This window comes from Companilactobacillus baiquanensis (assembly GCF_003946605.1).
GTDB classification, from domain to species: domain Bacteria; phylum Bacillota; class Bacilli; order Lactobacillales; family Lactobacillaceae; genus Companilactobacillus; species Companilactobacillus baiquanensis.
The window spans coordinates 239351-263329 of sequence record NZ_RHOQ01000002.1; the positions used below are offsets into that span (position 1 = coordinate 239351).

The window sequence follows — 23979 nt, forward strand, 5'->3', positions numbered from 1 at the left end:
ATACCTCCATAACTAATATTTTAACGCAAATTATTTTGTGAAACTTGGAAAACAAATGAATATTTGGTATAGTTCAAGTTGTTGCGTGCTGTCAACGTATAAAACCTTTACATTAGAAAGAGGTCTACTAGATATTATGGAAAAATTATTCACAACCAGTAATGAAATTAAATCTGAAATTATTAATCTTTCGGCGATTTTGAACTTACCAAAAGGGACTGAGGCCTTTGTAAGCGATATTCACGGTGAATATGATGAATTTGCCCATATTTTGAGAAACGGTTCTGGAAATACTCGTCAAAAAATTTCCGAATTGTTCACTGGTCGACTTACGGCCGAGAGCCAAAAGAAATTGGCTTTCTTAATTTATTATCCTTCAGAAATTGTAAAGCAAACTAAAGAACAAATGCCTGACCAGGCTAGTTTGTCCCAATGGTATGTTGATACGTTCAATGAACTGATTGAGATGCTTCGTTACACATCAAGTAAATATACACGTTCAAAAGTTAGAAAAGCCATCAAAGACGATTTTGTCTATATAACAGAGGAATTGTTATATGCTGATGCAAACGACAATGCTAAATACAAATATTACTATGAAGTAATGGAAAGTATTATTCGTCTAGGGATGGCGGATTCTTTTATTATTTCAACTTGCCATACTATTCAAAGATTAGTGGTCGATCATCTGCACATTATTGGTGATGTTTATGATCGTGGTCCACACCCAGATTATATCATCGATCATTTGATGAAACGCTGGGGAAGCTTGGACTTTCAATGGGGGAATCACGACATCCTTTGGATCGGTAGTGCGGCAGGATCTAAACTCTGTATGGCAAATTTGATAAGGATCAGTGCACGTTACAATAATCTGCGTCTATTGACTAATTATGGAATTGGTTTAAGTGATCTCCGTGAATTTGCGGAAAAAAATTATAAACCGCTAGATTCTTTCAAACCTAAATCAGATACCGGTGCCAAAATACCAGATGATGATGCCTGCTATGATAATTGTGTTCAACAAGCAATTGCCATTATGCAATTCAAACTAGAAGGTCAAGCAATTACACGTAATCCAGACTTTCAAATGTCAGAAAGAATGTTGTTGGATAAATTAAGTAAAGATAGAAAGACGATTGAGATCGATGGTAAAACATATCCAGTTGTTGATGGCTGCTTCCAGTTAGTTGATCCAGATGATCCTTATAAATTAACTGACGAAGAAGAAAAAATTCTGATAGATTTATCACAACAATTTATTGATGCACCAAAATTACGTTACCATATGGCATACATGATGAATAATGGCTCAATGTATCTGAAATATAATGGTAATTTATTACTTCACGGCTGTGTACCAGTTGATGAAGACGGGAAAATGCTAAGCTGGACTGTTGGTGGTAAAGAATATGCTGGCAAGAGCTTATTTGATTTCTTTGAAAAAATTCTCAAAAGTGGCTTCCAAAAACCAAGTTTAGTGGATTGTAAAACCTCAGATATTATCTGGTATCTTTGGACTGGTAAAATGTCGCCATTATTTGGTAAATTGGCAATGACAACTTTTGAAAGATACTTTATTGAAGATACCGAAACTCACCATGAAATTAAAAATCCATACTATTCTTTGAGAAAAGAAGAGTGGTTTGCTGATGAGTTATTAAAAGAATTTGGTTTAGATCCTGAAAATGGTCATATTATCAACGGTCATACTCCAGTCAAATTGGGCCATTCACCGATCATGGCAAATAGGAAAATTTTTGTCATCGATGGCGGGATGTCAAAACCATATCACAAGACTACGGGAATCGGTGGTTATACGTTGTTGTCCAATTCCTACGGCTTCCAGTTGGTAACCCATGAACCTTTCACAACTCGTAAAAAAGCAATTGCCGATATGACTGATGTTGTTTCTACTAAACGTGTTATCGAGCAATCTGTTAAACGGACAACTGTTGGCGATACTGATATTGGTACTAGTTTGAAGAAACAGATTCAGAACTTAACTGCTCGACTAGAAGCAATTGATAATAAACGAACAATCAAAGCTTAGACAAATAATCGATTTCTGATTTAAAGCTTTTTTTAGACTATATTTTTAATGAAAAACTTCACAAATTTCCTTTACTTAGAGATTTAGAATCCTATACTGGTGTTGTAAGGGAGGCGGAACAATAATGATGAAGAAGAGTTCCGATTGTACAGAAATATTAGTAGGAAAAGGAGCAACGATGGATGGTTCCACGATTGTAGCCCGTAACCAAGATGGTTATGGTCCAATCAATCCAATTAAATACATCGTTCATGAAGCAAAGGATCAAAAGAATGCTTCGTTTAAGTCAGTTGTAACTGGTGTCAGTGTACCTTTGCCAGATCACGCATATCACTATACTTGTACCCCACAAGCTGATCAAAGTGACGGTCAATGGGAAGAATCAGGTATCAATGAATTTAATGTTGGTATGAGTGCAACTGAAACTACTGCTACAAATGCTCGTGTTTTAGGATACGATCCATTAGTTCATGATGGTGTCGATGAAGAAGCTATGGTTTCACTAGTTTTGCCATATATTAAGACTGCTAAAGAGGGTGTTGAAAGACTTGGTGCTCTCATTGAAAAATATGGTACCGGTGAAAGCAACAGTATCGCCTTTAATGATAATGACGATGTCTGGTTATTAGAAATAGTTGGTGGACACCACTGGGCAGCAATGCGTTTGCCAGAAGATACTTATGCTATCGTTCCTAATCAAACTTTGATTCAAGAAATCGATCCAAGTGACAAAGATAATTTCTTAGTGGCAACTGATTTAGTAGAATTTGTTGAAAAATATCACTTGAATCCAACTCCTGGTAAGTTTAATTTCCGTGAGATCTTTGGAACTCATGGCGAAGACGATGCCTACTACAATACGCCACGTACTTGGTATGGACAAAAGTTATTCAATCCGGAAATCATTGATCAAAAACCAACTGATCAAGATATGCCGTTAACTCGTAAGCCAGCCAAGAAACTAGCTATTGAAGACGTACAAAAATTCCTATCATCACATTATAATGGCACACCATATGATCCATTTGGTACTTATGCTTCAGGTACAGCTGATGAACAAAGAAAATATCGTTCAATCGCTATGGATCGTAATCAAATATCATCTATTTTACAAATTAGAAATGGTGTTCCAGCAGAATATGCTGCTGTTCAATGGATAGCAATGGGCTTCTTTGCCTATGCACCATACGTGCCATTCTATACAAATGCTAATGACACTCCAGAAGACTATAAGAATACGCAACAAGAAGTTGATGTTCATAATGTTTACTGGTTGAACAAGACTTTGTCAGTATTGATCGAGCCTCATTTCCACGAATACGTTGAAGCAATCAATGCCTTTAGAAATGGTTGTCAATCATATGCTCGTTCAAGAATTGCTGCAACAGATGCTTTAGTCGAAGGTAAAAAGGATATTACAGATACTTTGACAAAGAACAACATTGAAACAGCTAATGAAATTTCCAAGAGAACTTATAAGTTATTTGATGAGTTAGTAAAACATGGATTACTCTTATCAAAGACAACTTGGGAAAAGGGTCAAAACTTATAAAGCTTGTTATCTCCAATCAAAAATGAAAATAAGCCTGCAATGAGGACCGAGTTGATCCAAGGTATCAACTCTCGATTTTAAGCTTCGCAAGGTTCACGAATCTTAAAATACGTCCAGTGGAGTAAGCGATAAATCGCTAACACCACTATCACTGCGGGCTTATTTTTATTTTTGATTTCCGATTATTTTATTAAAAAAATATAAAAGGTATCTGCTAGAAACTTCTATAGTTTTCTAGTAGATACCCTTTTTAAATTATTGTTCTGATAAAGCTCGTTTAGGAAGTAATAGGTTTAATACGATACCAACGATCGTAGCAACTCCGATACCTGTAAATTGGAAAGTTCCGATCTTCAAGTAGGCATTACCGATACCGATAACCAAGATGGCAGAAGCAATCATCAGGTTATGTTTTTTATTGAAGTCAACTTTGTTATCAACTAGGATTCTTAAACCACTAGATGCAATAACACCGAATAGAACAAAACTGATACCGCCAATTACTGGTCCGGGGATCGTTTGGATCAAGGCACTTAGCTTGCCGACGAATCCAAACAAAGCAGCGAAGACAGCGGCACCAACGATAACGTAAACACTAAAAATTTTATTAACGGCCATAACACCGATATTTTCACCATATGATGTGATAGGTGGACCACCGACTAAACCGGCAAAAATTGAAGCTGTACCATCACCAGCAAGTGTACGATGTAGTCCAGGATTTTTGAAGAAGTTTCTATGAGTCAGTTCGTCTAGGACCATGATATGACCTAAATGTTCAGCCATAGTAACAAAGGCGATCGGCGCGAAACTCAATATCGCATCCCAGTAAATTTTTTTAGGAGTATAACTGATAAATGGAAATTCAAAGTTTGGTAATTGGAACCAAGGTGTTGAAATAACTTTAGAAAAATCGACGATTCCAAAAGCAACAGAGATAACATACCCGCAAACAATACCAAGCAGGATCGCAATGTTACTCCAGAATCCTTTGAAATACATATTGAATAAGACTGTTAAGAATAAAGTGATCATCGCAATGATAAAATATTTAAGATCATAATGTCCATTGTTCATCATGGCATTGTCAGCAGCATTTCCAGCAACTGATAATCCGATAACAATGATGATAGGACCAACCACGATTGGAGGGAGTGCTTTGTCGATCCAATCTGAACCAATAAAGGCAATTAATAATGCGACTATTAAGTAAACAAGTCCAACTGCGATAGTACCTTGTGCAACTCCGGCATACCCAGCCGTTTTCATTAAAGCAATACTTGGAACGATGAAGGAAAAACTGGAACTCATATAGGCAGGAATTCTACCTTTAGTAATTAAGATATGAAGAATCGTACCAATACCTGAACTGAATAATGCGATACCAGGATCTAGTCCGATCAACAGCGGTACTAAGACCGTAGCACCAAACATTGAGAATAAGTGCTGTAATGATAATAACCACCAACTGCCTAAAGGTGGACGCTCATATAAATCAATGACCGCGTCAGGATTCCGGTAGTGCTTGTCGTTTGTATCCAAAATAATATCCCCCTGTTATTCCTTTTTATTCCACTCTCTATTGAAACGAGCTTCAAAAGCTGATCGGCTTGCTCCGCTCTCTATCAAAACGAGCTACACAAGCCAACTTTCTGTGCTTGCTACGGATAATGACTATGGCAAAGACAGCCATAATCACTATCCTAGGCAATGCTCAAAAGCTGATCGGCTTGTTCCGCTCTCTAAAAAAAAAGCCCTCTATCCCGTGTGTGTACAAACGAAATAAAAGACATAAGTGAACCTTTTTAGCCTCACGGGACCAAAGTTAAAGGACTGTTTAATTTTCTTAACTATAATAAAGTTGAAAACTAATGTCAATAATGGAATACTAAAAAAGTAACGATAAAGCGTTAACAAATAGTTAGGAGTATATACTTTTTATGGTTGAATTATATGTTGTAAGGCATGGAGAGACTGACTCCAATTCTCAAAAAAGGCTTAATGGTGGATTGACTAATTTGCCTTTAAATGATGTTGGTATTGAACAGGCTAAAAATTTATCGAAAGAAATTAATATTGATGATTTTGATGAAATATACACTAGTCCTTTAACTAGAGCTAAACAAACTGCGGAAATTTTGAATCATGGTGTTCATGAACTTAAAGTTGATGAACGTTTGATCGAAGCTCGATATGGTAAGTGGGATGGTGCTAGTGAGGCTAAACTTATTTCAGAGTATCCTGAAGTTTTTGATGAGAATGATTTTTTGTTTCCTGAGTACAAGAAGTATGTTGACGATGGTGAGGATTATGAGGACGTTTACAAGCGTGTTGATGACTTTATCACAGAGATGTCAAAGAAGGGCGACAAGAAGATAATGGCTGTCTGCCACGGTTTTATTAGTCGTTCTTTCTTAAAGGTTATTACTGATGCTAAAAATATTTCTGCAATCGTTCAGCCTGGGAATGCCGGGGTGTCAAAATATCGACTTACTGAATCTGGGACGAGATTTTTGACATATTACGGTCGTCAAACAGATATAGATTAGAGGACAATAATGGGATTAACTAATAAAGTTCCAGAAAAAGATGTTGAGAATACTTTTAACTCAATTGCTGGTAATTACGATAAACTAAATTCAATTATGAGTTTGGGAACGCATAAACAATGGCGTACTAAGGCTACTGATATGATCAACAATCATCCAAGAAGGATTTTGGATCTTTGTTGCGGAACGGCTGACTGGACGATTTTACTAGGCAATAGATTTCCTAATAGTAAGGTTTCTGGTATAGATTTTAGTCAGGAAATGCTAAAGATCGGACAAGCTAAGGTTGCTAAATCAAGATTGGAAAACGTTGAATTATTGGCAGGGGATGCTATGAATTTGAATTTTCCCGATCAAACTTTTGATGTGGTTACGATTGGCTTTGGATTACGCAATGTTCCTGATGCTAATAAGGTATTAGATGAGATTTATCGGGTTTTAAAACCAGGTGGAGAAATAGTTTGTTTAGAGGCCTTTAAAGTCGAAACTCCTGTTATCCGTCTGGGTTGGAAAATTTATTTTGATAAGATCATGCCGATGATGGGAAAAGTATTTGCTTCTAGCAAAAATGAATATCAGTATTTAGATGATTCGGTTAACAAATTTGTCAGCATTTCACAATTGGTTTCAATGTATCGCGATGCTGGTTTTATTAATATTCGGGTTGAAAATTTGATGTTGAAGTCGGCTGCTATTCATTTTGGACAGAAAGAAAAATAACGAATTTTGGGCTTAGAATGCCGCCAATGAGTTCAAAAAAATGGCTGCTGTGGGACCGCTTGGAGCTGTGATCTCCAAGCTCGAATTTTAACTTCGCAAAGTTCGCGAATTTAAAATTCGTCCGTGTTTGTAAGGGCGAGAAAGTTCACTCGCCCTAACGAACACTTTCACGGCTGCCATTTTTTTGAACTCATTGGCTAAGTTGGTAATTATATTTTTAATTAGAAATAGAGTTAATATCCTATGAAAGGTGTTAACTCTATTATTTTTATAGATATTAAAAATAATCTTTTTCTTTAATTTTTACTGATATGATGACTTAAAAACCAAGCTGGAATTACTGCTAAAACGGTCATGATTACTGTTACTACAAAAGCTCCTTGGTAGGCTGAATTTAAATGGGCTGGTGTTAAGATTTCACCATTTAATTGTGTTTGAATCCAAGTTGCCAATAGGGCGGTCCCAAAGGCTCCACCTATATTTTGCATCATACGTGAGGCGGTTGTGGCTTCTGAAATTAGTTCTGTGGGTAAACCGGTATAGGCATCTGACATAACTGGAATGGTCATACCACCTTGAGCAATACCGCGAATGAATAGTGTTATTAAGATCGCCCAATCGCTAGTTTGTGCATTAAAGAAGGCAAATGGCAATGTTCCGATAACTGCAATAATAATAGATCCTAAAACGACCCATCTTGCACCTATCTGATCAGTTAATTTACCTATCTGGCTGCGGGCAATCAGTAATCCTAATCCTTGAGAAATTAAATAAATACCGGACATTATAACGGTCAATCCTCGGATATTCTGCAAATATAGTGGCAGAATAAACATTGCTCCGTTGACGGTCAATCCAGATAGTAGTAACAGAATACTGGAAGCTGTGAAACTAGGAAATTTAAAAAGTTTTAGGCTAACAAGAGCTTTTTTAGGAAAAATTTTGGCATATATTACATAACTTATCAAAAGAACAATTCCTAAAATAATTGGTCCTAAGACATTTAAATGGGTGAATTTACCGTTGGTGCTTAGTCTTGTTATACCAAGGATCAATGAAGTAAATGCTCCACCTAGAAAAATAATACTTGCCCAGTCAAAATTACGTTTAGCAACGTTAGGATCGAACTTTGGCATCATAAAGAATATTAAAATAATCGATGCTAAAGCAATTGGGATATTTATATAAAAGATCCAGTGCCAATTTAAAGTTTTGATGATGAATCCACCAAAGGTAGGTCCTAAAATTGGTGCTAGTACGGCGGGCAGACCGATAATTGCCATAATGCTTCCTAATCCTTGACTGCCAGCATCACGAACAACCAAAGTTGAAATAATAGAGATAATTATTCCGGCACCGGTTCCTTGGATAACACGGCCAATGATTAAAATACCGATCGAATTTGAAATTCCAGATATGATCGAGCCAATCAAAAATACTGACAGAGCGATAAGATAAATTTTTTTACCACTGAAATGATCGACTGCCCAACCGGCAATCGGGACTACGATACCAAGTGCTAGAATATAGCTAGTTGTGATCCACTGAACTAGATTTACAGAACTGTGAAGATCTTTCATAATTGTATTAATAGCAACATTCGTCATGGTAGTATCAAGCATTGGTGCGAGGGCACCTAATACAAGGATGATGGCGGTTTTGATTATGGAAGAACGGCTTCTATCATTGTTTTTTGTTTTATCAGTTAATTGCATAAAAAACACCTCGAAATTTAATAAGATACTATAGTTTCTTAATGTCTAAAATAGTATACCGTAGTATCTTAAAATGCAAGGAATGGAGTGACTAAAATTGCCAAATACTAAAAATTCAACTAGACGACGTGGGAAAAAGCTAGAAGATGCTGTTTTATCCGCTGCTTGGAATTTAGTAAATGAAGTCGGCTATAAAGATTTTACAATGTCAGAAGTTGCTAAAAGAGCTAATGCCGCCAAACCAGTTTTATACCGTCGATGGTCTGAAAAATCAGAATTAGTGGCTAGCGCGATTATAAAATATGGCCCTAAAATTGATGTATCGATCCCAGACACTGGATCTCTACGTGAAGATTTAATTAAATTGTTTAGTCAATTGCTAGTTATTTTTGACACCTTTGGAACTGAAAAGCTACATGGATTGTTGTCTGATCGTTTAAAGTCGATACCAGTTGATAAAATTTTGAATGCCACTAGTAGCGAGAATAAATTAACAGAAATGATCATGGCGGTTTTGAAACATTCTGATGATCGTGGCGAACTAGATATTAAGAATATAACTTCAAGGATTATAAATTTGCCAGGAATATTATTGATCAATGAAGTGGTTGAGCACGAGGCTATGGATAAAAAGACCATCGAAGATATTGTAGATAGAATTTTATTACCTGTCTTTTTGGGACAAAAAAAAGCTGCCGACAACAATTAAATTGTTACGACAGCTTTTTAATTCGTATTTTTAAAAGGGAAAAAGATCATTCTGGGGAGGAATGATCTTTTTATATTTTTTAGGGGATTAAATATATGTTATAGGGGGGATGAGAAGAGAAATATTTATATATCTCTCATCTACAATTACTAATATACAGGCAAAGTGTGAATCAAATATATTCAAAATGTGAAGAAAGTGTGAATTTTACTATTTTTGTATATAATTTGATATTTTGATTCAAATATCAATGTTAGTTGTCTAACATATGCAAGGATACTCATATCAAAACATATGTTAGCTAACTAACTGTGGTGAAAATTATTAATATTTGTTGTAGAACTGGTTCGATGATTTATAGTAGGTAATAGAGGTGATAAAATGGCGAATATTCGAGATGTAGCTAGGGTTTCAGGACATTCAGTTTCTACTGTTTCGAGGGTTTTAAATCAAAAAGGGTATGTTTCTGAACAAACTAAGTCGGAAATATTATCGGCAATGGAAGAACTTAATTATCATCGCAATGATTTGGCACGGGCACTTAGTCTGGGGAAATCTTATCGTATCGGAGTGATCTTACCGTATATAAATCATCCATATTTTCAAAAATTGGCTGATGCGATTGCCGAGAAAGCTTTGATGGAAAATTATCAAGTTACATTATTACCGACCAATTATAATCCAGATTTAGAAAAGAAATATTTGGACATGTTAAAACATCAAGCATTCGATGGACTGATTTTTACTTCCCGAGCTATTCCATTTAGTCAGATCATAAAGTATCGAAATTTTGGCGGACTAGTTTGTTGTGAAGATACTTTTGATTACCCATTATCCTGTGCCTTTACTGATCGGAAAAAGTCGTTTGGAAATGTTTTACAAATTTTAAAGGACGCCGATTATTCTCACATTGGATTAACAGTCAGCCGCAGTGAAATTGTTAGTCAAAGTGCTAAATTGACGACCCAGTCATATGAAAAAGTTTTTGGACATGAAATTCCTAAGGGAATGTTATATCGAGATGCTAAAAATATGTATGACGGAATCACTGCCGCCGGGATTTTAGTGCAAAATGATCCTGATTTGGAAGTTATCTTTGCCAATGGAGATCAAATTGCTGCCGGTGCTCTAAAAAAACTTGAGGAGATAAATCATCCCGCATTAGTTATTGGGCAAGAAAATCTATCTAGTAGTTTTTTGCTCGACTTTTCGACGGTCGATCATCGACTGGATAGCATTGGTGAAACAGCTTTTGATTTATTATTTGAAAAAAAGATCGTTAAAAAAGAGATTCCATCCAGATTCATTACTCGTGGTGAATTGGATAAGATCATCCCTAATACTGACGATGATCCTTTGGGTGAAATTATAGAAAAATAAAAAAAGCATCTGGGGAAGATGCTTTTTTTAGGGGATTAAATATATGTTATAGGGGGGATGAGAAAAGAGAAAATGTTGATCTCTTATCTACAATTAATATAATACAGGCTCGTCATGAAGCAATTATTACAAAAATATGAATAATTTATGAACACTTCGGCGGGTCTTTTTATTTATAAATTCTCAAGTCCATCAAAAAATAGTTAGGCATTTTACAATACCCTTCCCTGTAAGGAAATATTACTGATCCCTACAAGAATAGTATAACCTAAATTGTTTTTTACTACTACTAACATTACTCATTAAATAGTAAAAAAGACGTTCTGGGGAGGAACGTCTTTTGATAGGGGATTAAATATATGTTATAGGGGATTAGAAGAGGGATATTTGTTTATCTCTTTTCTATAATTACTATAATATTCTAATTCTATGAATTAATTATTCTTAAAATATGAATAATTTGTGAAATTTGCATTTATATTGCAAAATAAATGGATTCTAGTATACTAATCACAAGTTTTAAAGAGAAGTCAGTCCCGGCTGAAAGCTGACTACGTTTAATTGGTGCATTAAAAAAGGTTGCTACCTCTATCAGCATGAGAGATACGATGTATTTATATTGTAAAATTTGGGTGGAACCGCGCATAAAGCGCCCCTAGTGCTTAAAAAGTGCTAGGGGCGCTTTTTTTATTTCAAAAAGGAGAGATTCGATGCAGGAAGAAACTAAAAATTCGCTTTCTCGTTCATTGGGAAGCAGACATGTTCAAATGATTGCCATTGGTGGAGCCATTGGTACTGGTCTATTTTTAGGATCTGGAGATGCAATTCATGAATCCGGTCCTTCAATAATTTTGGCATATATGATTGCTGGGATATTCTGTTTTTTTATGATGCGGGCAATCGGTGAACTACTATTATCAGATACTACTAAACATTCATTTTTAGAGTTTATTAGAATGTATCTAGGTGATCGCTTTGAATTTGCTGCTGGCTGGGCATATTGGTTATGCTGGATAACGGTTGCGATGGCGGATCTAACTGCTTCGGGGATTTATATTAAATATTGGTTCCCAAGCGTACCACAGTGGTTATCAGCATTAATTATTTTAGTAGCATTATTTGCAATGAACTTTGTTGACGTTAAATTATTTGGTGAAATGGAATCCGGGTTTTCGACAATAAAAGTAGTAGCGATAATTTTATTAGTTGTTGTGGGATTCGGTATGGCATTATTTCAATTTCCAGTCGATGGAGGTCATGCTAGCTTTAGTAATTTAGTGACCCAGGGAGGATTCTTCCCAACCGGTTTTAAAGGATTTGTTATGTCATTTCAAATGGTAATTTTTGCATTCGTGGGAATTGAAATGGTCGGTATTACAGCAGGTGAAACAAGTGATCCAGAAATCAACCTGCCAAAGGCAATCAACAGCCTGCCAATTAGGATCGGTTTGTTTTATGTAGGTTCAATGATCGCCATCATGAGTGTTTATCCATGGAATAAGATCACTACAACAGCCAGTCCGTTCGTTCAAGTATTTTCGGGAGTTGGTATCAGAGGTGCAGCCGGAATTTTAAACTTCGTAGTTTTGACCGCCGCCTTATCAGCAACTAATAGTTGTTTATTCAGTACCAGTCGAACATTGTATTCGCTAAGTTTAAAAGGGAACGCACCTAAGAAGTTTAAATTGATCGGTAGAAATGGAGTTCCAGTATGGGCATTGATCTTCTCAGCCGCTGCTTTACTTGTGATAGTAGCATTGAACTTCTTTATCCCATCAGACGTTTTTGGGATCATAGCAACAGTTTCAACCATTAATTTTATAATAGTATGGATGATTTTAATTTGGTGTCACTTGTTATATAGAAAGAAAAATCCTCAAGGAACAAAAAGCTATTTAATGCCGCTATATCCGTACAGCAATTACCTTAGCTTGTTATTCTTTGGAGCAGTATTAGTTCTATTAATAATTTTAAAATCAACCAGACTAGCAATGATCGTAACAATCGCCTTTTGGATCGTAATGTTGGCAATCTATCGAAAAAGACCCGTAAAATAATTTAACTTTAAGAAGATTCACTAAGAAGGCTTTACAACTACCAAAAAAACGTGCTATCATTTTTTTAACTTGATACTTAATGTTTTAAAAAGAAGAAGTAATATTTACTCAATTTTCAGTGAGTTAAGGACAGTGTGAACTTAACATGCGGTATTTATGAATAACATCTTTTTTACATCATCCTGAAATAGTAGTAGGGTTTGACGTCTGTGACGCGTTACAGTCATAAAGCATGTTTGTGCTTGTTTGAGATGTTTTTGTAAAAAAACAAATTTGGGTGGTACCGCGAATGACCTTTCGTCCCTTTTACCGGGGATGTGGGTCATTTTTTTAGTTTCCCTTAATGTCTCCGACATTTAGGGAAACTTATGCGAATGCCCGAGAGGGCATCCGCGAACCGAGCCTTTGAACTTAATGTTTAAGATAACAAGGGCAACTTATGCGAATGCCCGGCAGGGCATCCGCGAACCGAGCTCTTGAACTTAATTTTTAAGACACAAAGGGCAACTAAAGGGCAACTAAAGACATTTAAGGCAATTTATAACCAAAACTCTGAACTTAATAATTTGACTTTCCAAGTTCATGGTATCGCAAATACCCCAAGGGGCATCTGCATAAGTTTCCCTAAATGTCGAAGACATTAAGGGAAACTAAAAAGGAGAATCCATAATGGAAAAAGTTTTAGCAAAAGATTTATTCACTAAAGAATTTAAAGATGGCGAAGAAATTACTATTGAAGGTTGGATCAGAACTATCAGGGGATCAAAGAAGATTGGTTTTATCGAGGTAAATGATGGTTCGTTTCTAAAGAACGTACAAGTTGTTTTCAGTAACGATCTTGAAGATTTTGATGAAATAAAGAAATTCCCTATTAGTACAACAATTGAAGTTACTGGGGAACTTGCTTTAACACCAGGCGCTCAACAACCTTTTGAAATTCATGCTACTGCTGTTAAAGAATTGGGTACATCAGATAGTGACTATCCATTACAAAAAAAGGCACATACATACGAATATTTAAGAACGATCGCACATTTGCGTCCTAGAACTAATACTTTTTATTCGATCTTTAAAGTTCGTTCACTTGCTTCATTTGCGATTCATGAATATTTACAACATAATGGATTCTCATACATCCAAACACCTATTATCACAAGTAGTGATGCTGAAGGTGCTGGTGAAATGTTCCAAGTTACAACTTTGGATATGAACAATGTTCCAAAGACTGATGATGGTAAAGTTGACTACAATGAAGATTTCTTTAAAAAGGAAACTAACCTTACAGTTAGTGGACAATTGGAAGTTGAAGCTTTTGCTTTGGCACTAAGAAATGTTTATACATTTGGACCAACATTTAGAGCTGAAAACTCACATACTGGACGTCATGCTTCAGAGTTTTGGATGATCGAACCAGAAATGGCTTTTGCTGATATGCAAGATGAGATCAATGTTTCTGAAGAATTATTGAAGTACGTTGTTCAATATGTTTTTGATCATGCTAAAGAAGAGATCCAATTTTTAAATGATAATATCGATGAACACTTAATTGAACGTTTATCAAATACTGTTTCTGAAGATTTTGCTCAAATTACTTATACTAAGGCTATCGAATTACTTGAAGAAGCTGATGTTGATTTTGAAGTTCCAGTTAAATGGGGACTTGATCTTGAATCAGAGCATGAACGTTACTTAAGTGAAAAAGTATTTGGCAAACCTGTCTTCTTAACAGACTATCCAAAAGACTTTAAGGCATTTTACATGCGTGCTAATGATGACGGTAAGACCGTTGCTGCAGCTGACCTTCTTGTACCAGAAATTGGTGAGTTGATCGGTGGTTCGCAACGTGAGGAACGTCTTGACGTTCTAGAAGAAAAAATTAAAGAATTTGGTCTAAATTCAGACGAATACAAGTGGTATTTAGAATTACGTAAGTACGGTGGCACGGTTCACTCAGGTTTTGGTATCGGATTTGAAAGACTTGTTATGTATTTGACAGGTATGAAGAATATCCGTGACGTAATTGCATATCCTAGAACACCAGGAAATGCTGAATTTTAATTTATTTTATAATTAAACTTATTCATAAAAAGAGTCTCATAGATGCTAGTTTCTTGCATAGCATCTATGAGACTCTTATTTGTTTGTGATGTGGAGATTCATTTTTAATTACCTTCTAAAGTGCTTCGTAATTTGTTACATAAGTTTCACTAACCCACTCGTTAGTAGAGACACGATAATATTTAACCCCATCCAGTGTTCTTGAACGATCGGTTTGCCATGGAGTATTGTTTAATAAAGCTCTATTTGTAACTGGTGATGCTGTGCCATCATCATTGAAAGAGACCATAGCAACATAGCTCTTTTCTGGATTATTTACACTGATTACGCCTTTAATTGCATTAACCGTATTTGTTGTATTTGAACTATTATTTGATTCTGATTCATTAGAGTGGTTCTTATTGTTTAAATAATCTTGATTAGTGTAATCGTGATTTCCGAATTGTTCTTCAGATTCTTTACTGGCTTCTTTTCCAGCTTCCGCCATATCGCTCCATGCGTCAGCATGGACAGCTGTAGTATTAATAGTAGCTGGGGCTACAAGTGATGTTAAGAATAATGCGGTTAAACTGATTTTTGCTAGCTTGTTTCTTAATTTCATAATAAAAAAACTTCCCTTCTATAACATTTCTTATTCCAGTATATCAAAATAAATAGTTGATTCAAAAAAACATAATGATAATAGAAAATTAAATTCATAATTGAATTTAAAGAATAAAAAAAAGGAACCGCAAAAGCGATTCCTTAATATTAGTTAATTTCAATGTGATGTTCAGAAGCTTTCTTCTGCTCCATCTTTGGAAGAACGATCTCCAAGACGCCTTTATCATATGTTGCCTTGATCTTTTCTTGATCAACTGCTGGCAAATGATATTGTCTTGTAAAACGACCACTTGAACGTTCGTTCATGATCATGTCACCCTTTTTGTCTTCATGATCATTAAAACTGTCACGATGTCCGCTAATTGTTAAAGTATTATTTTGATAATTAATATCGATGTTCTTCTTGTCAAATGCTGGCATATCTACATGTAATTCGTAGTCCTTGTCAGATTCTTTAATATCTGTTTTTAGTGTGTCTGTAACTGGAAGACTATCACCGAAGAATGTTGGGAAATTGCTCCATTGATCATTGAACCAGTTTCTCATAATGTCATTAGGACGATCCATAATTTCGTTTGTCATATCTGTAATTACTTCCTTTCCTCATTACAAATACATTGTAGTACCGGAGAAGGGGGTAATTCAAATATTTAGCACTCAAACGTGACGAGTGCTAAATATTATTTTTTATGAAGGTTATTTGGTTCAAAATATTTTTGTAGTGAACCGATGACTAGATCGGTAATGACAGCCATTAAGGCAGTTGGTAAAGCACCAGCTAGAATAAGTGGAGCACCATCAGTTGCATTAGTACCACGAATAATTAAATCACCTAAACCACCAGCACCAACGAAGGCACCGATAGCTGTGTTACCAATAGCAACAACCATAGCGGTTCTAATACCAGACATAATGACTGACATGGCTAAGGGTAATTTGACCATGTACAATAATTGAAGTCCGGTCATTCCCATACCTTTAGCCGAATCAATAATATTGGGATCGACATTTTTCATACCAGTATAGGTATTTTTTAGGATCGGCAGGATCGAATAAAGAAAAATCGTAACAATAACTGTATTTGATCCTAGTCCTAAGACTAGCATGACAATCGACAACATGGCTAATGAAGGAATCGTCTGGATAACATTAGCAACACTGATAATAAAATCTCCTAGACGATAGTGATTAGCAATGTAAATTCCTAAAGGAATCCCAACAACAGCTGCTAATAAAACTCCATAAAATGAAATTAGAAAATGACGGCCAAATTGTTCTAAAATGTATAGTCCATTATGTGTGAAATAAAAAATTAATTGGTTCCACAACGGCTGATCAGCCATTATTTATCACCTCTGAAATAATTATTTTTAACTAAGAATTGATGTGCCACTTCGGCGGGTTCGCGTAAATTATTATCAACTTCATAGTTCATGCTTTGCATTTGTGATAGAGATATTTTCCCATCTAGACGATGCAATAGTGGTTTTAGTTGGGGATGATCACGCAAGATTTTGTTATTAACGACCATACTTACATCATATGGTGGGAAGAATTTTTTATCGTCAGGTAAAATCTTCAAATTATAACTTTTAATTCTTCCATCAGTTGAATAACCTAAGACGGCATCCATTTTACCAGCAGCAACAGCTGAATAAACTAAACCAATTTGCATAGGATAAACACGTTTGAATTCAAAACCATAGGCCTTTGAAAAAGCTGGGTATCCATCATCTGGACGATTTATCCAAATATTATCAGCACCAATATTTATTTTTGAGGCTATTTTTTGCATATCACTTATATTTTTTAAGTGGTATTTTTTAGCAGTTTCTTGAGTTACCAGCATATTGTAGGTATTTGAAAATCCATATGTTGGGAACCAAGTTTCATCGAATCTCTTTTTATATAACTTTGTTACAACTCGATTGGCTTTTTTACGATTTTTAATTGCAGGATGGTTCAGAGTGGTTATTAATTCATTACCAGTAAAATTTTCAGCAGCAATATCGGCATCACCACGCATTAACGCTTCATGGATCAATTGACCAGATCCAAGGTTATTTACTAAAGAAGTTTTGTAATGTGTTTCGTGTGAAATCAACTGCATAATAATTTCTGATACGATCATCGATTCAGTAGTGGAAAGACTGGCAACTTTGATCGTGTCTTTTGAAGAATCACCAAGACCGGGCCAGCCGCAACCAGAAACAGTTAATAAAGTTAATAGTGAAATGATAGTAAAAATTTTCTTGAAGAATTTCACTTTTTCACCCCACTTTTTGTAATTGGAGTGACTTTTTTCTCAAATTTACCTAAAAGATAATCAGTTAAAATTGCCAAAATTGAAACGGGGATCGTACCACCGATAATTAGAGCCGGGTTATATAAATTTAAACCGTTAAAAATGAAATCACCCAGTCCACCAGCTCCAATATATGAAGCAAGTGTTGACCAAGAGATAACATAAACAGCTGAAAGTCGTACACCAGCCATAATAATCGGCATCGCCATAGGTATTTCAACTTTAAAAATCGATTGCGCGGTCGTCATACCAAGTCCCTTGGCAGCATCGATCAAGTTTTTATTGACCTTGTTCATACCTATATATGTATTACGCAAAATAGGTAGTAGTGAATAAATAAATAACGCTACGATCGAAGGTAATTTACCGATACCAAAGATTGGAATCATCAAGGTAAGTAGTGCTAGAGAAGGAATGGTCTGGAGCATACTTGAAATTGACATAACGTATTTGGCTGTTTTTTCATATCGAGTCAAAATGATTCCAAGTGGCACGGCGACGATGATTCCTAAAAATAATGCTAGAGCCGAGATATAGATTTGCTCCCAAGTTTTGATGATTAGTTCAGAACCATGTTGGTTGAGAAAGTTAATCACGATTTATCACTTCCCTTAGCAATTGAAGCGGGAAGCTTAATTTCATCAGGGTTATCTAGCTCTTCTTTACCCCAGATAGCGTCATAAATAATATTAACTAATGATGCTCTAGTAACAGTTCCAATCAAATAATTATCTTTATCAACGATAGGAACATATTTGTAACCTTGTTTAAGGATTTTTTCACTAGTGTCTCGTAAGTACGAGTCCTTATTGAACTTCATTCTAGTGCGATTGTAAATATCACTGACACTAGCATCTTTTGAATATCTTTCGTTGATTGTTTCAAGATCAATGTAACCTTTCAATTTGTTATCATCATCAGTTACTAAAAGATAGTCAACGTGGCGCAAACTCATTGTTCTAATTGCTTCGGCTAAGGATTTTCCTAAAGTGATTTTTGCGGGGTTAGTCGACATAATATCACTTACCGAAAGCGTATTTTGTTGAGCTTGTAACAGTCTTTCTTCACCTAACAAATCTTTGACAAAGTCGTTTGCTGGGTGTTGCAGAATATTATCTGGTGTATCGTCTTGAATTACGTGGCCGCTATCCATGATCACAATATGAGTAGCTAGTTTTAAAGCCTCATCCATATCATGAGTAACAAAAACAATTGTTTTACCAAGTTCTTCTTGAAGATGTTTGATCAATTCCTGCAAGTCATCACGAGTGATCGGGTCAAGTGCTCCAAATGGTTCGTCCATCAAAATTAAATCTTGATCAGCAGCAAGTGCACGGACGACACCGATTCTTTGCTGCTGTCCACCAGAAAGTTCTGCGGGATATCGATCCAGGTAACTTTCTGGTAAATCAGCTAACTTGATCAGTTCGTGAGCTTTTTTATCCATTTTTTCTTGTGGCCATTTGAGAAGTTTAGGAACCAGCGTGATATTTTCTTGAATCGTCATGTGGGGCATTAATCCGTTGTTTTGAATTACGTATCCGATAGTACGTCTGAGTCGAACTGGATCGTAATGTCTGATATTGTGTCCCTTGAATGTGATCTTTCCCTTACTAGGATCAATCATTCGATTTATCATTCGCATAGTGGTAGTTTTACCAGAGCCGGAAGTTCCGATAAAACAAACAAATTCTCCCTCTTTGATGGTTACATTGATGTTTTCAACACCAATTGAACCGCCACGGTATTTCTTCGCTACATTTCTAAATGAAACTATTTCTTTAGCAGTAGACATAAAACCTCCTATAAAATTTAACAACATCTGCTATGATACAATTATAGGAACATTAATTCAAAAGGGCTTTGGCCTAAAAAAAGCGCTGAACTGCGCTAAACGTATATATGATAAGGAAACGACCGGACTAGACAAATTTTAGTTAATTTTTAATAGTCATTCGGATAGCCTAAAAAGTAAACTTGTTTACAAATTATGAACAAAAAAGTAAAGCCCTTCCATTTATTTTCAGAAAGCTGTCAGATATGAAAAATATCAATATATACTATGATATAATTATCAAGTATTAAATTAAAAGAGGCCTAAAATAATTATGCACGAGTTATTAATGAGACGTATATATGATAAGGAATTACCTGAAGGATATAGGATCTTAATTGATCGTGTATGGCCAAGAGGGATGTCCAAAGTCAGAGCTAATTTAGATATTTGGGCAAAAGAAATTGCCCCAACGGCTGAATTAAGAAAATGGTTCAATCATGATCCAGAAAAATTTGGTGAGTTTAAAGAGAAGTATTTGGCTGAATTAAATGCAAATGAAAATACTGATAAATTCATAGAAAATGTCAAAATAGCACTTAAAGATCAAGATGTACTAATTCTTTACGGTGCTAAGGATCAAGAAAATAATAATGCAAAGGTACTAATACAATTTTTAAAAAAGAAAATAAAATAATCGGTGAATATTATGGAAGAATTTGATCTGAACACCTTACTTTCGAGTAACGAAAAGATGCTAATTCGATTGCTGCAAAGCTATGCAATGTCCAATAATATAGTTATTTGCGTTTTAGATAATAATTCTTTAGTTGTTAAAACAGTTGGTGACACTAGTGGAAATGAATTTTTACCCTTGTTAAATGAAAAGTTCAATTTATCTAACATTAGTAAGCACAAACTTCTTTATCACATAGAATATGCCGAGCGTCCCATTATGATCAGTGAGATCGATCAGATAGTAGGGAAAGTTGCGGCCATTTTTCCCGTTCAAGAAACTAGTAAAGATAATATTTTAGTTTATAACGAATTGAAGTTGCACTGTGTATTTTTGAAAAATATGATTGAAAATATTTCACAGTTGATGATCGATAATTCGGGTGTTGATCGTTTTATAGTCAGGTATCAACTTAAAGTTGAAGATATTATTGATGGACTGGATGAAAATGAGTCTACGGCATTGCAACAATTAAGCAATTTATCTACGTCTAATGAAGCAATTATTTCGGCAATTGAATTTATTGATAATAATTTAGATAAAAGATTGACGCTTGATCAAGTAGCTAAAAGCGTTTATTTGTCAGATTTTTATTTTAGTAAACTTTTTAAGAAGGAAACTAAACTTAGTTTTTCAGTTTATTTAAATGCCAGAAAAATTCAACAGGCAATGTTATTGCTAAAGGAAACAGATTTAAGTATTAATGATGTTTCCAAACGTTTAGGTTTTCGCAGAATGAGTTACTTCAGTCAAACTTTCAAAAAATATACCGGTTTTGCTCCATCAAGATTTAGAAGTCAAAAAAACTAGGACAAGATGTCCTAGTTTTTTTGTTTTTTATTGTTATTAATATAATGAATGATAAAGGTTACAATGATAGCTCCAGCCAAGAAGGCAACGAAGACCATATTTGGAATATGAATATCGATCATCGGGATAGATAGGAACAACTTAACAGCAATAAATAGGATCAATACATAAGCCATACCTTGTAATTCGGGAATTTTACCCATAAGTCCCATGATTATCTCAGCAATACCTCTCATGGCAAGAATACCGATCATACCACCAATTAAAACAATGACAGGATTATGCGATACCGCTAGAGAAGCTAAAACTGAATCAATTGAGAAGACTATATCCATCAATTCAATTGAGATAACGACCTGCCAGAATTGTGAGATATGAAGATGTTTTTTCCAACCTTTTGGTTTGGATTTTTCCTTTGGAACTTCAACATCTGATTTATTTTTATCCAAAAAGAAGTGTTTTATGAATAAGTAGAACAAGTAAATAGCACCAAAGGCTTTAATTGCCCAGAAGTTAATTAAGTAAACCCCAATACCAATTACTAAGAATCTAAAAATATAAGCACCGATCAGACCGTAAAAAAGGGACTTCTCTTGATCCTTTTTGTTAGGTAATGATTGGGTTTGGGCGGCTAATACCACCGCATTATCTACTGATAAGATACATTCCATTATTACTAATGAAAATATAATCAGCCAATCCTCACCCGACTCAATTACCGTTGCCCAGTTATTGAGATCGAAAAATGGTGCATACATATTAATAATTGCATTCAATCAGAACATTTCCTCACTTTATGTTTTTATTATTGAAGATATATAATACACAAATTATCCCAATATGTATACCATCAATAATTATTTTGCTAATCCCATTCTACTAGAAATAACTGATAAATAATACCGCAAATAAAAAAAGCCGCCGATCGGCAGCTTTTAAACAGCAGGTACAAAAGTTGTATATATTAACCAGATATTTAATATCGTTAAGATAACAGCGATTAAATAACCTAACCATTTGATCGTATTGTTGTTAGCAAATTTACCCATCATCTTCTTACTACTTGAGTATTTGATAAGTGGGAAAATTGAAAACGGTAGAGCTACACTAAGAAATACTTGTGAGAATGTTAAAAGAGACTCGATCTTAGCTTCATTACCATGGTAGATAACAGCAAATACGATAACTGGAATTATTGATAGTAAACGTGTGATAACACGTCTAGCCCAAAGTTTCATCTTCATGTGGACGAAACCTTCCATAACAATTTGACCAGATAAAGTACCAGTGATGGTTGAGTTTTGACCAGATGCTAATAAGGCGACCGCAAATAGTGTACTCAAGAGTGGACTAGCAACAGCTCCTGCAATTTTTGGATCTTGAAGAGCATTGTATAAGTCAACAAAACGTCCTAAATCACTCTTTGTACCGTAAAATAATGCGGCACCTAGTAACAATAGTAATGTATTAACAACAAAAGCAAGCGTCAATTGGATATTTGAATCCCAAGTTGAGAAACGAACTGCTTTTTTAACACTGTCATAATTATTTCGATCATATTTTCTTGCTTGGGAAATGGAAGAGTGCAAGTAGAGATTATGTGGCATAACCGTAGCACCAACAATACCCAAGGAAATATAAAGCATACTTTGATTTTGCAAAATAACAGGATCTGGTACAAAGCCGACAACCATTTGTCCCATATTAGGTTGTGCCAAAATAACTTCGTACATGAAGACCGCTAAAATCACCATAATAAGTGCAGCAACGATTGCTTCAATTTTTCTAAATCCAAGTTTCATTAAAACTAATAATAATAGGACATCAAATGCAGTGATCAAAACACCCCAGAGGATAGGGATATTAAATAGTAACTTTAAGGCAATCGCAGAACCGATAATTTCGGCAATGTCGGTCGCCATAATAGCTAATTCGGTGACGATCCATAGTATAAAACCAACACCTTTACTAGTATTATCTCTAGTTAATTGTGCTAAATCTCGTCCGGTAACAATTCCTAATTTTGCCGCCATATATTGTAATAGCATTGCAATCAAACTGGATATTAGAATAACTGATAACAGTTTGTATTTGAATTGTGCACCACCGGCGATAGATGTGACCCAGTTACCTGGATCCATATAACCAACAGCGACTAAAGCTCCAGGGCCGCTATAAGCTAATAATGTTTTAAAAAAGCCAGCATCATCAGGTACTTCAACAGTATCATTGATTTCTTCAAGTGAAGGACCGTTTGCGTAGTGAATCAGGCTCTCGTGTTTCTTGTCATTATCTTTCAAGCCTACTACCTCCTTATTAATCTTTAAACATGATAACATGTAGTTAGACCATTTTAAACAAAATAAAAAATAAAATTAGGCTGGCTTAACTATTATTGAAATACTTATAAAAACAACGATGGTAAATGATTTGTATTAAACATGATAGTCATTTACAATTATTAGAAAGGGGATGAAAATCATGAATGTAATAATAATAGCTATCGATGTAATGTTCTTCTTGAGTGCTGTATATAACGTTTATTGGCAATCACAGATTGAAATTCGTTCGATCTATAAAGTATCGACCTTAATTTTTGCGGTTGTAATGGGCGCTTGGTTACTATTTTCTCCAGTTAATCAATTGGCTTATATTGTCATGGTTGCAGAGTTTCTAACTTTAACTATCATGAACGGTGTAGGTGGTATTGGTAATAGCAAAATCATATTGAATGGTTTCTATTCTGGTGTTCTCGATTACTCACGTATAATTCATGTTACCCTTATACCAATAGAAATGACTGGTAAAAAGCCGAAGGTCGCAGTTGTCTTTAATACTAATCGACCTCAGCAAATTCAGATGAGTTTTAATAAATCATATAAAGATATTGAAAATTATTTAAGCGATAAACTGAATAGTGGTGTACAAATGGAAATAGGTCAGATTTAATTTTAAATA

21 protein-coding genes and 1 other annotated feature are annotated in these 23979 nt (G+C 35.1%); of the genes, 11 read left to right on the plus strand and 10 right to left on the minus strand.

The genetic code is table 11. The features are described from left to right. The first annotated feature begins 136 nt into the window (after positions 1–136). A complete protein-coding gene (locus EKM77_RS04825; protein WP_125592922.1) occupies positions 137–2053 on the plus strand; it encodes a fructose-1,6-bisphosphatase in 1917 nt (638 codons plus the stop codon). 127 nt (positions 2054–2180) lie between these two features. Further along, positions 2181–3605 carry a C69 family dipeptidase gene (locus EKM77_RS04830; protein ID WP_125593085.1) on the plus strand — a complete coding sequence of 475 codons (1425 nt, stop codon included), beginning with the start codon at positions 2181–2183 and terminating at the stop codon, positions 3603–3605. Between the two features lie 255 nt (positions 3606–3860). On the opposite strand, the gene EKM77_RS04835 is transcribed toward EKM77_RS04830, so the two are convergent. Continuing rightward, positions 3861–5147, minus strand: coding sequence for a uracil-xanthine permease family protein (locus EKM77_RS04835; RefSeq protein WP_125592923.1), 1287 nt, complete (start codon positions 5145–5147; stop codon positions 3861–3863). A 398-nt stretch (positions 5148–5545) separates the two neighbouring features. Between EKM77_RS04835 and EKM77_RS04840 the strand changes: the two genes are divergently transcribed. Both EKM77_RS04840 and EKM77_RS04845 read left to right on the plus strand, forming a co-directional pair. Beyond that, positions 5546–6154 (plus strand): histidine phosphatase family protein, encoded by a 609-nt coding sequence (locus EKM77_RS04840; protein ID WP_125592924.1) that lies wholly within the window; start codon positions 5546–5548, stop codon positions 6152–6154. A 9-nt stretch (positions 6155–6163) separates the two neighbouring features. Further along, positions 6164–6874 (plus strand): demethylmenaquinone methyltransferase, encoded by a 711-nt coding sequence (locus EKM77_RS04845; RefSeq protein WP_125592925.1) that lies wholly within the window; start codon positions 6164–6166, stop codon positions 6872–6874. A gap of 296 nt (positions 6875–7170) precedes the next feature. Here EKM77_RS04845 and EKM77_RS04850 read toward each other — a convergent pair whose 3' ends face one another. After that, on the minus strand, positions 7171–8589 hold the full coding sequence (locus tag EKM77_RS04850; protein ID WP_125592926.1) for a DHA2 family efflux MFS transporter permease subunit: 1419 nt from the start codon (positions 8587–8589) through the stop codon (positions 7171–7173). Positions 8590–8686: 97 nt separating this feature from the next. Between EKM77_RS04850 and EKM77_RS04855 the strand changes: the two genes are divergently transcribed. The 4 genes from EKM77_RS04855 (at position 8687) to asnS (ending at position 14793) form a co-directional block, all read left to right on the plus strand. After that, complete coding sequence (locus EKM77_RS04855; RefSeq protein WP_125592927.1) at positions 8687–9298, plus strand: TetR/AcrR family transcriptional regulator; 612 nt, start codon at positions 8687–8689, stop codon at positions 9296–9298. A 381-nt stretch (positions 9299–9679) separates the two neighbouring features. Then, positions 9680–10678 carry a LacI family DNA-binding transcriptional regulator gene (locus EKM77_RS04860; protein ID WP_125592928.1) on the plus strand — a complete coding sequence of 333 codons (999 nt, stop codon included), beginning with the start codon at positions 9680–9682 and terminating at the stop codon, positions 10676–10678. Positions 10679–11388: 710 nt separating this feature from the next. Continuing rightward, positions 11389–12735: an amino acid permease gene (locus tag EKM77_RS04865; protein WP_125592929.1), complete on the plus strand. Its 1347-nt coding sequence runs from the start codon at positions 11389–11391 to the stop codon at positions 12733–12735. 75 nt (positions 12736–12810) lie between these two features. Beyond that, positions 12811–13043 (plus strand) — a binding site (T-box leader). Positions 13044–13404: 361 nt separating this feature from the next. Beyond that, the gene (gene asnS, locus EKM77_RS04870) at positions 13405–14793 is read left to right on the plus strand and encodes an asparagine--tRNA ligase (protein ID WP_125592930.1); all 1389 of its coding nucleotides are present in this window, start codon (positions 13405–13407) and stop codon (positions 14791–14793) included. Positions 14794–14908: 115 nt separating this feature from the next. Here asnS and EKM77_RS04875 read toward each other — a convergent pair whose 3' ends face one another. From EKM77_RS04875 to EKM77_RS04900, 6 genes are all read right to left on the minus strand, one after another. Then, positions 14909–15394 carry a hypothetical protein gene (locus EKM77_RS04875; protein WP_125592931.1) on the minus strand — a complete coding sequence of 162 codons (486 nt, stop codon included), beginning with the start codon at positions 15392–15394 and terminating at the stop codon, positions 14909–14911. A gap of 149 nt (positions 15395–15543) precedes the next feature. Beyond that, positions 15544–15978 (minus strand): Hsp20/alpha crystallin family protein, encoded by a 435-nt coding sequence (locus tag EKM77_RS04880; RefSeq protein WP_125592932.1) that lies wholly within the window; start codon positions 15976–15978, stop codon positions 15544–15546. Between the two features lie 98 nt (positions 15979–16076). Next, positions 16077–16739, minus strand: a complete 663-nt coding sequence (locus EKM77_RS04885; protein ID WP_125592933.1) for an ABC transporter permease — start codon at positions 16737–16739, stop codon at positions 16077–16079. After that, entirely contained in the window at positions 16739–17662 is a 924-nt protein-coding gene (locus EKM77_RS04890; RefSeq protein ID WP_125592934.1) for an osmoprotectant ABC transporter substrate-binding protein, read from the minus strand. Before EKM77_RS04890 ends, EKM77_RS04885 begins: the two co-directional genes overlap by 1 nt. Continuing rightward, entirely contained in the window at positions 17659–18297 is a 639-nt protein-coding gene (locus tag EKM77_RS04895; protein WP_125592935.1) for an ABC transporter permease, read from the minus strand. Before EKM77_RS04895 ends, EKM77_RS04890 begins: the two co-directional genes overlap by 4 nt. Next, on the minus strand, positions 18294–19496 hold the full coding sequence (locus tag EKM77_RS04900) for a betaine/proline/choline family ABC transporter ATP-binding protein (protein WP_125592936.1): 1203 nt from the start codon (positions 19494–19496) through the stop codon (positions 18294–18296). Before EKM77_RS04900 ends, EKM77_RS04895 begins: the two co-directional genes overlap by 4 nt. 313 nt (positions 19497–19809) lie before the next feature. Between EKM77_RS04900 and EKM77_RS04905 the strand changes: the two genes are divergently transcribed. Then, entirely contained in the window at positions 19810–20172 is a 363-nt protein-coding gene (locus EKM77_RS04905) for a DUF488 domain-containing protein (protein WP_125592937.1), read from the plus strand. Between the two features lie 12 nt (positions 20173–20184). Beyond that, positions 20185–21021, plus strand: coding sequence for a helix-turn-helix transcriptional regulator (locus EKM77_RS04910; RefSeq protein ID WP_125592938.1), 837 nt, complete (start codon positions 20185–20187; stop codon positions 21019–21021). 11 nt (positions 21022–21032) lie between these two features. On the opposite strand, the gene EKM77_RS04915 is transcribed toward EKM77_RS04910, so the two are convergent. Then, complete coding sequence (locus EKM77_RS04915; protein ID WP_125592939.1) at positions 21033–21797, minus strand: TerC family protein; 765 nt, start codon at positions 21795–21797, stop codon at positions 21033–21035. A 159-nt stretch (positions 21798–21956) separates the two neighbouring features. Then, positions 21957–23360 (minus strand): Nramp family divalent metal transporter, encoded by a 1404-nt coding sequence (locus EKM77_RS04920; protein ID WP_125592940.1) that lies wholly within the window; start codon positions 23358–23360, stop codon positions 21957–21959. 142 nt (positions 23361–23502) lie between these two features. Between EKM77_RS04920 and EKM77_RS04925 the strand changes: the two genes are divergently transcribed. After that, positions 23503–23970 carry a hypothetical protein gene (locus EKM77_RS04925; protein WP_125592941.1) on the plus strand — a complete coding sequence of 156 codons (468 nt, stop codon included), beginning with the start codon at positions 23503–23505 and terminating at the stop codon, positions 23968–23970. Positions 23971–23979: the final 9 nt, after the last annotated feature.

What these genes read in the sequence shown, in the direction of transcription:
- EKM77_RS04825 (WP_125592922.1), top strand. Translation starts at nt 137, where the DNA reads ATGGAAAAATTATTCACAACCAGTAATGAAATTAAATCTGAAATTATT.
- EKM77_RS04830 (WP_125593085.1), top strand. Translation starts at nt 2,181, where the DNA reads ATGAAGAAGAGTTCCGATTGTACAGAAATATTAGTAGGAAAAGGAGCA.
- EKM77_RS04840 (WP_125592924.1), top strand. Translation starts at nt 5,546, where the DNA reads ATGGTTGAATTATATGTTGTAAGGCATGGAGAGACTGACTCCAATTCT.
- EKM77_RS04845 (WP_125592925.1), top strand. Translation starts at nt 6,164, where the DNA reads ATGGGATTAACTAATAAAGTTCCAGAAAAAGATGTTGAGAATACTTTT.
- EKM77_RS04850 (WP_125592926.1), bottom strand. Translation starts at nt 8,589, where the DNA reads ATGCAATTAACTGATAAAACAAAAAACAATGATAGAAGCCGTTCTTCC.
- EKM77_RS04860 (WP_125592928.1), top strand. Translation starts at nt 9,680, where the DNA reads ATGGCGAATATTCGAGATGTAGCTAGGGTTTCAGGACATTCAGTTTCT.
- EKM77_RS04865 (WP_125592929.1), top strand. Translation starts at nt 11,389, where the DNA reads ATGCAGGAAGAAACTAAAAATTCGCTTTCTCGTTCATTGGGAAGCAGA.
- asnS (WP_125592930.1), top strand. Translation starts at nt 13,405, where the DNA reads ATGGAAAAAGTTTTAGCAAAAGATTTATTCACTAAAGAATTTAAAGAT.
- EKM77_RS04875 (WP_125592931.1), bottom strand. Translation starts at nt 15,394, where the DNA reads ATGAAATTAAGAAACAAGCTAGCAAAAATCAGTTTAACCGCATTATTC.
- EKM77_RS04880 (WP_125592932.1), bottom strand. Translation starts at nt 15,978, where the DNA reads ATGACAAACGAAATTATGGATCGTCCTAATGACATTATGAGAAACTGG.
- EKM77_RS04885 (WP_125592933.1), bottom strand. Translation starts at nt 16,739, where the DNA reads ATGGCTGATCAGCCGTTGTGGAACCAATTAATTTTTTATTTCACACAT.
- EKM77_RS04900 (WP_125592936.1), bottom strand. Translation starts at nt 19,496, where the DNA reads ATGTCTACTGCTAAAGAAATAGTTTCATTTAGAAATGTAGCGAAGAAA.
- EKM77_RS04905 (WP_125592937.1), top strand. Translation starts at nt 19,810, where the DNA reads ATGCACGAGTTATTAATGAGACGTATATATGATAAGGAATTACCTGAA.
- EKM77_RS04910 (WP_125592938.1), top strand. Translation starts at nt 20,185, where the DNA reads ATGGAAGAATTTGATCTGAACACCTTACTTTCGAGTAACGAAAAGATG.
- EKM77_RS04920 (WP_125592940.1), bottom strand. Translation starts at nt 23,360, where the DNA reads ATGTTATCATGTTTAAAGATTAATAAGGAGGTAGTAGGCTTGAAAGAT.
- EKM77_RS04925 (WP_125592941.1), top strand. Translation starts at nt 23,503, where the DNA reads ATGAATGTAATAATAATAGCTATCGATGTAATGTTCTTCTTGAGTGCT.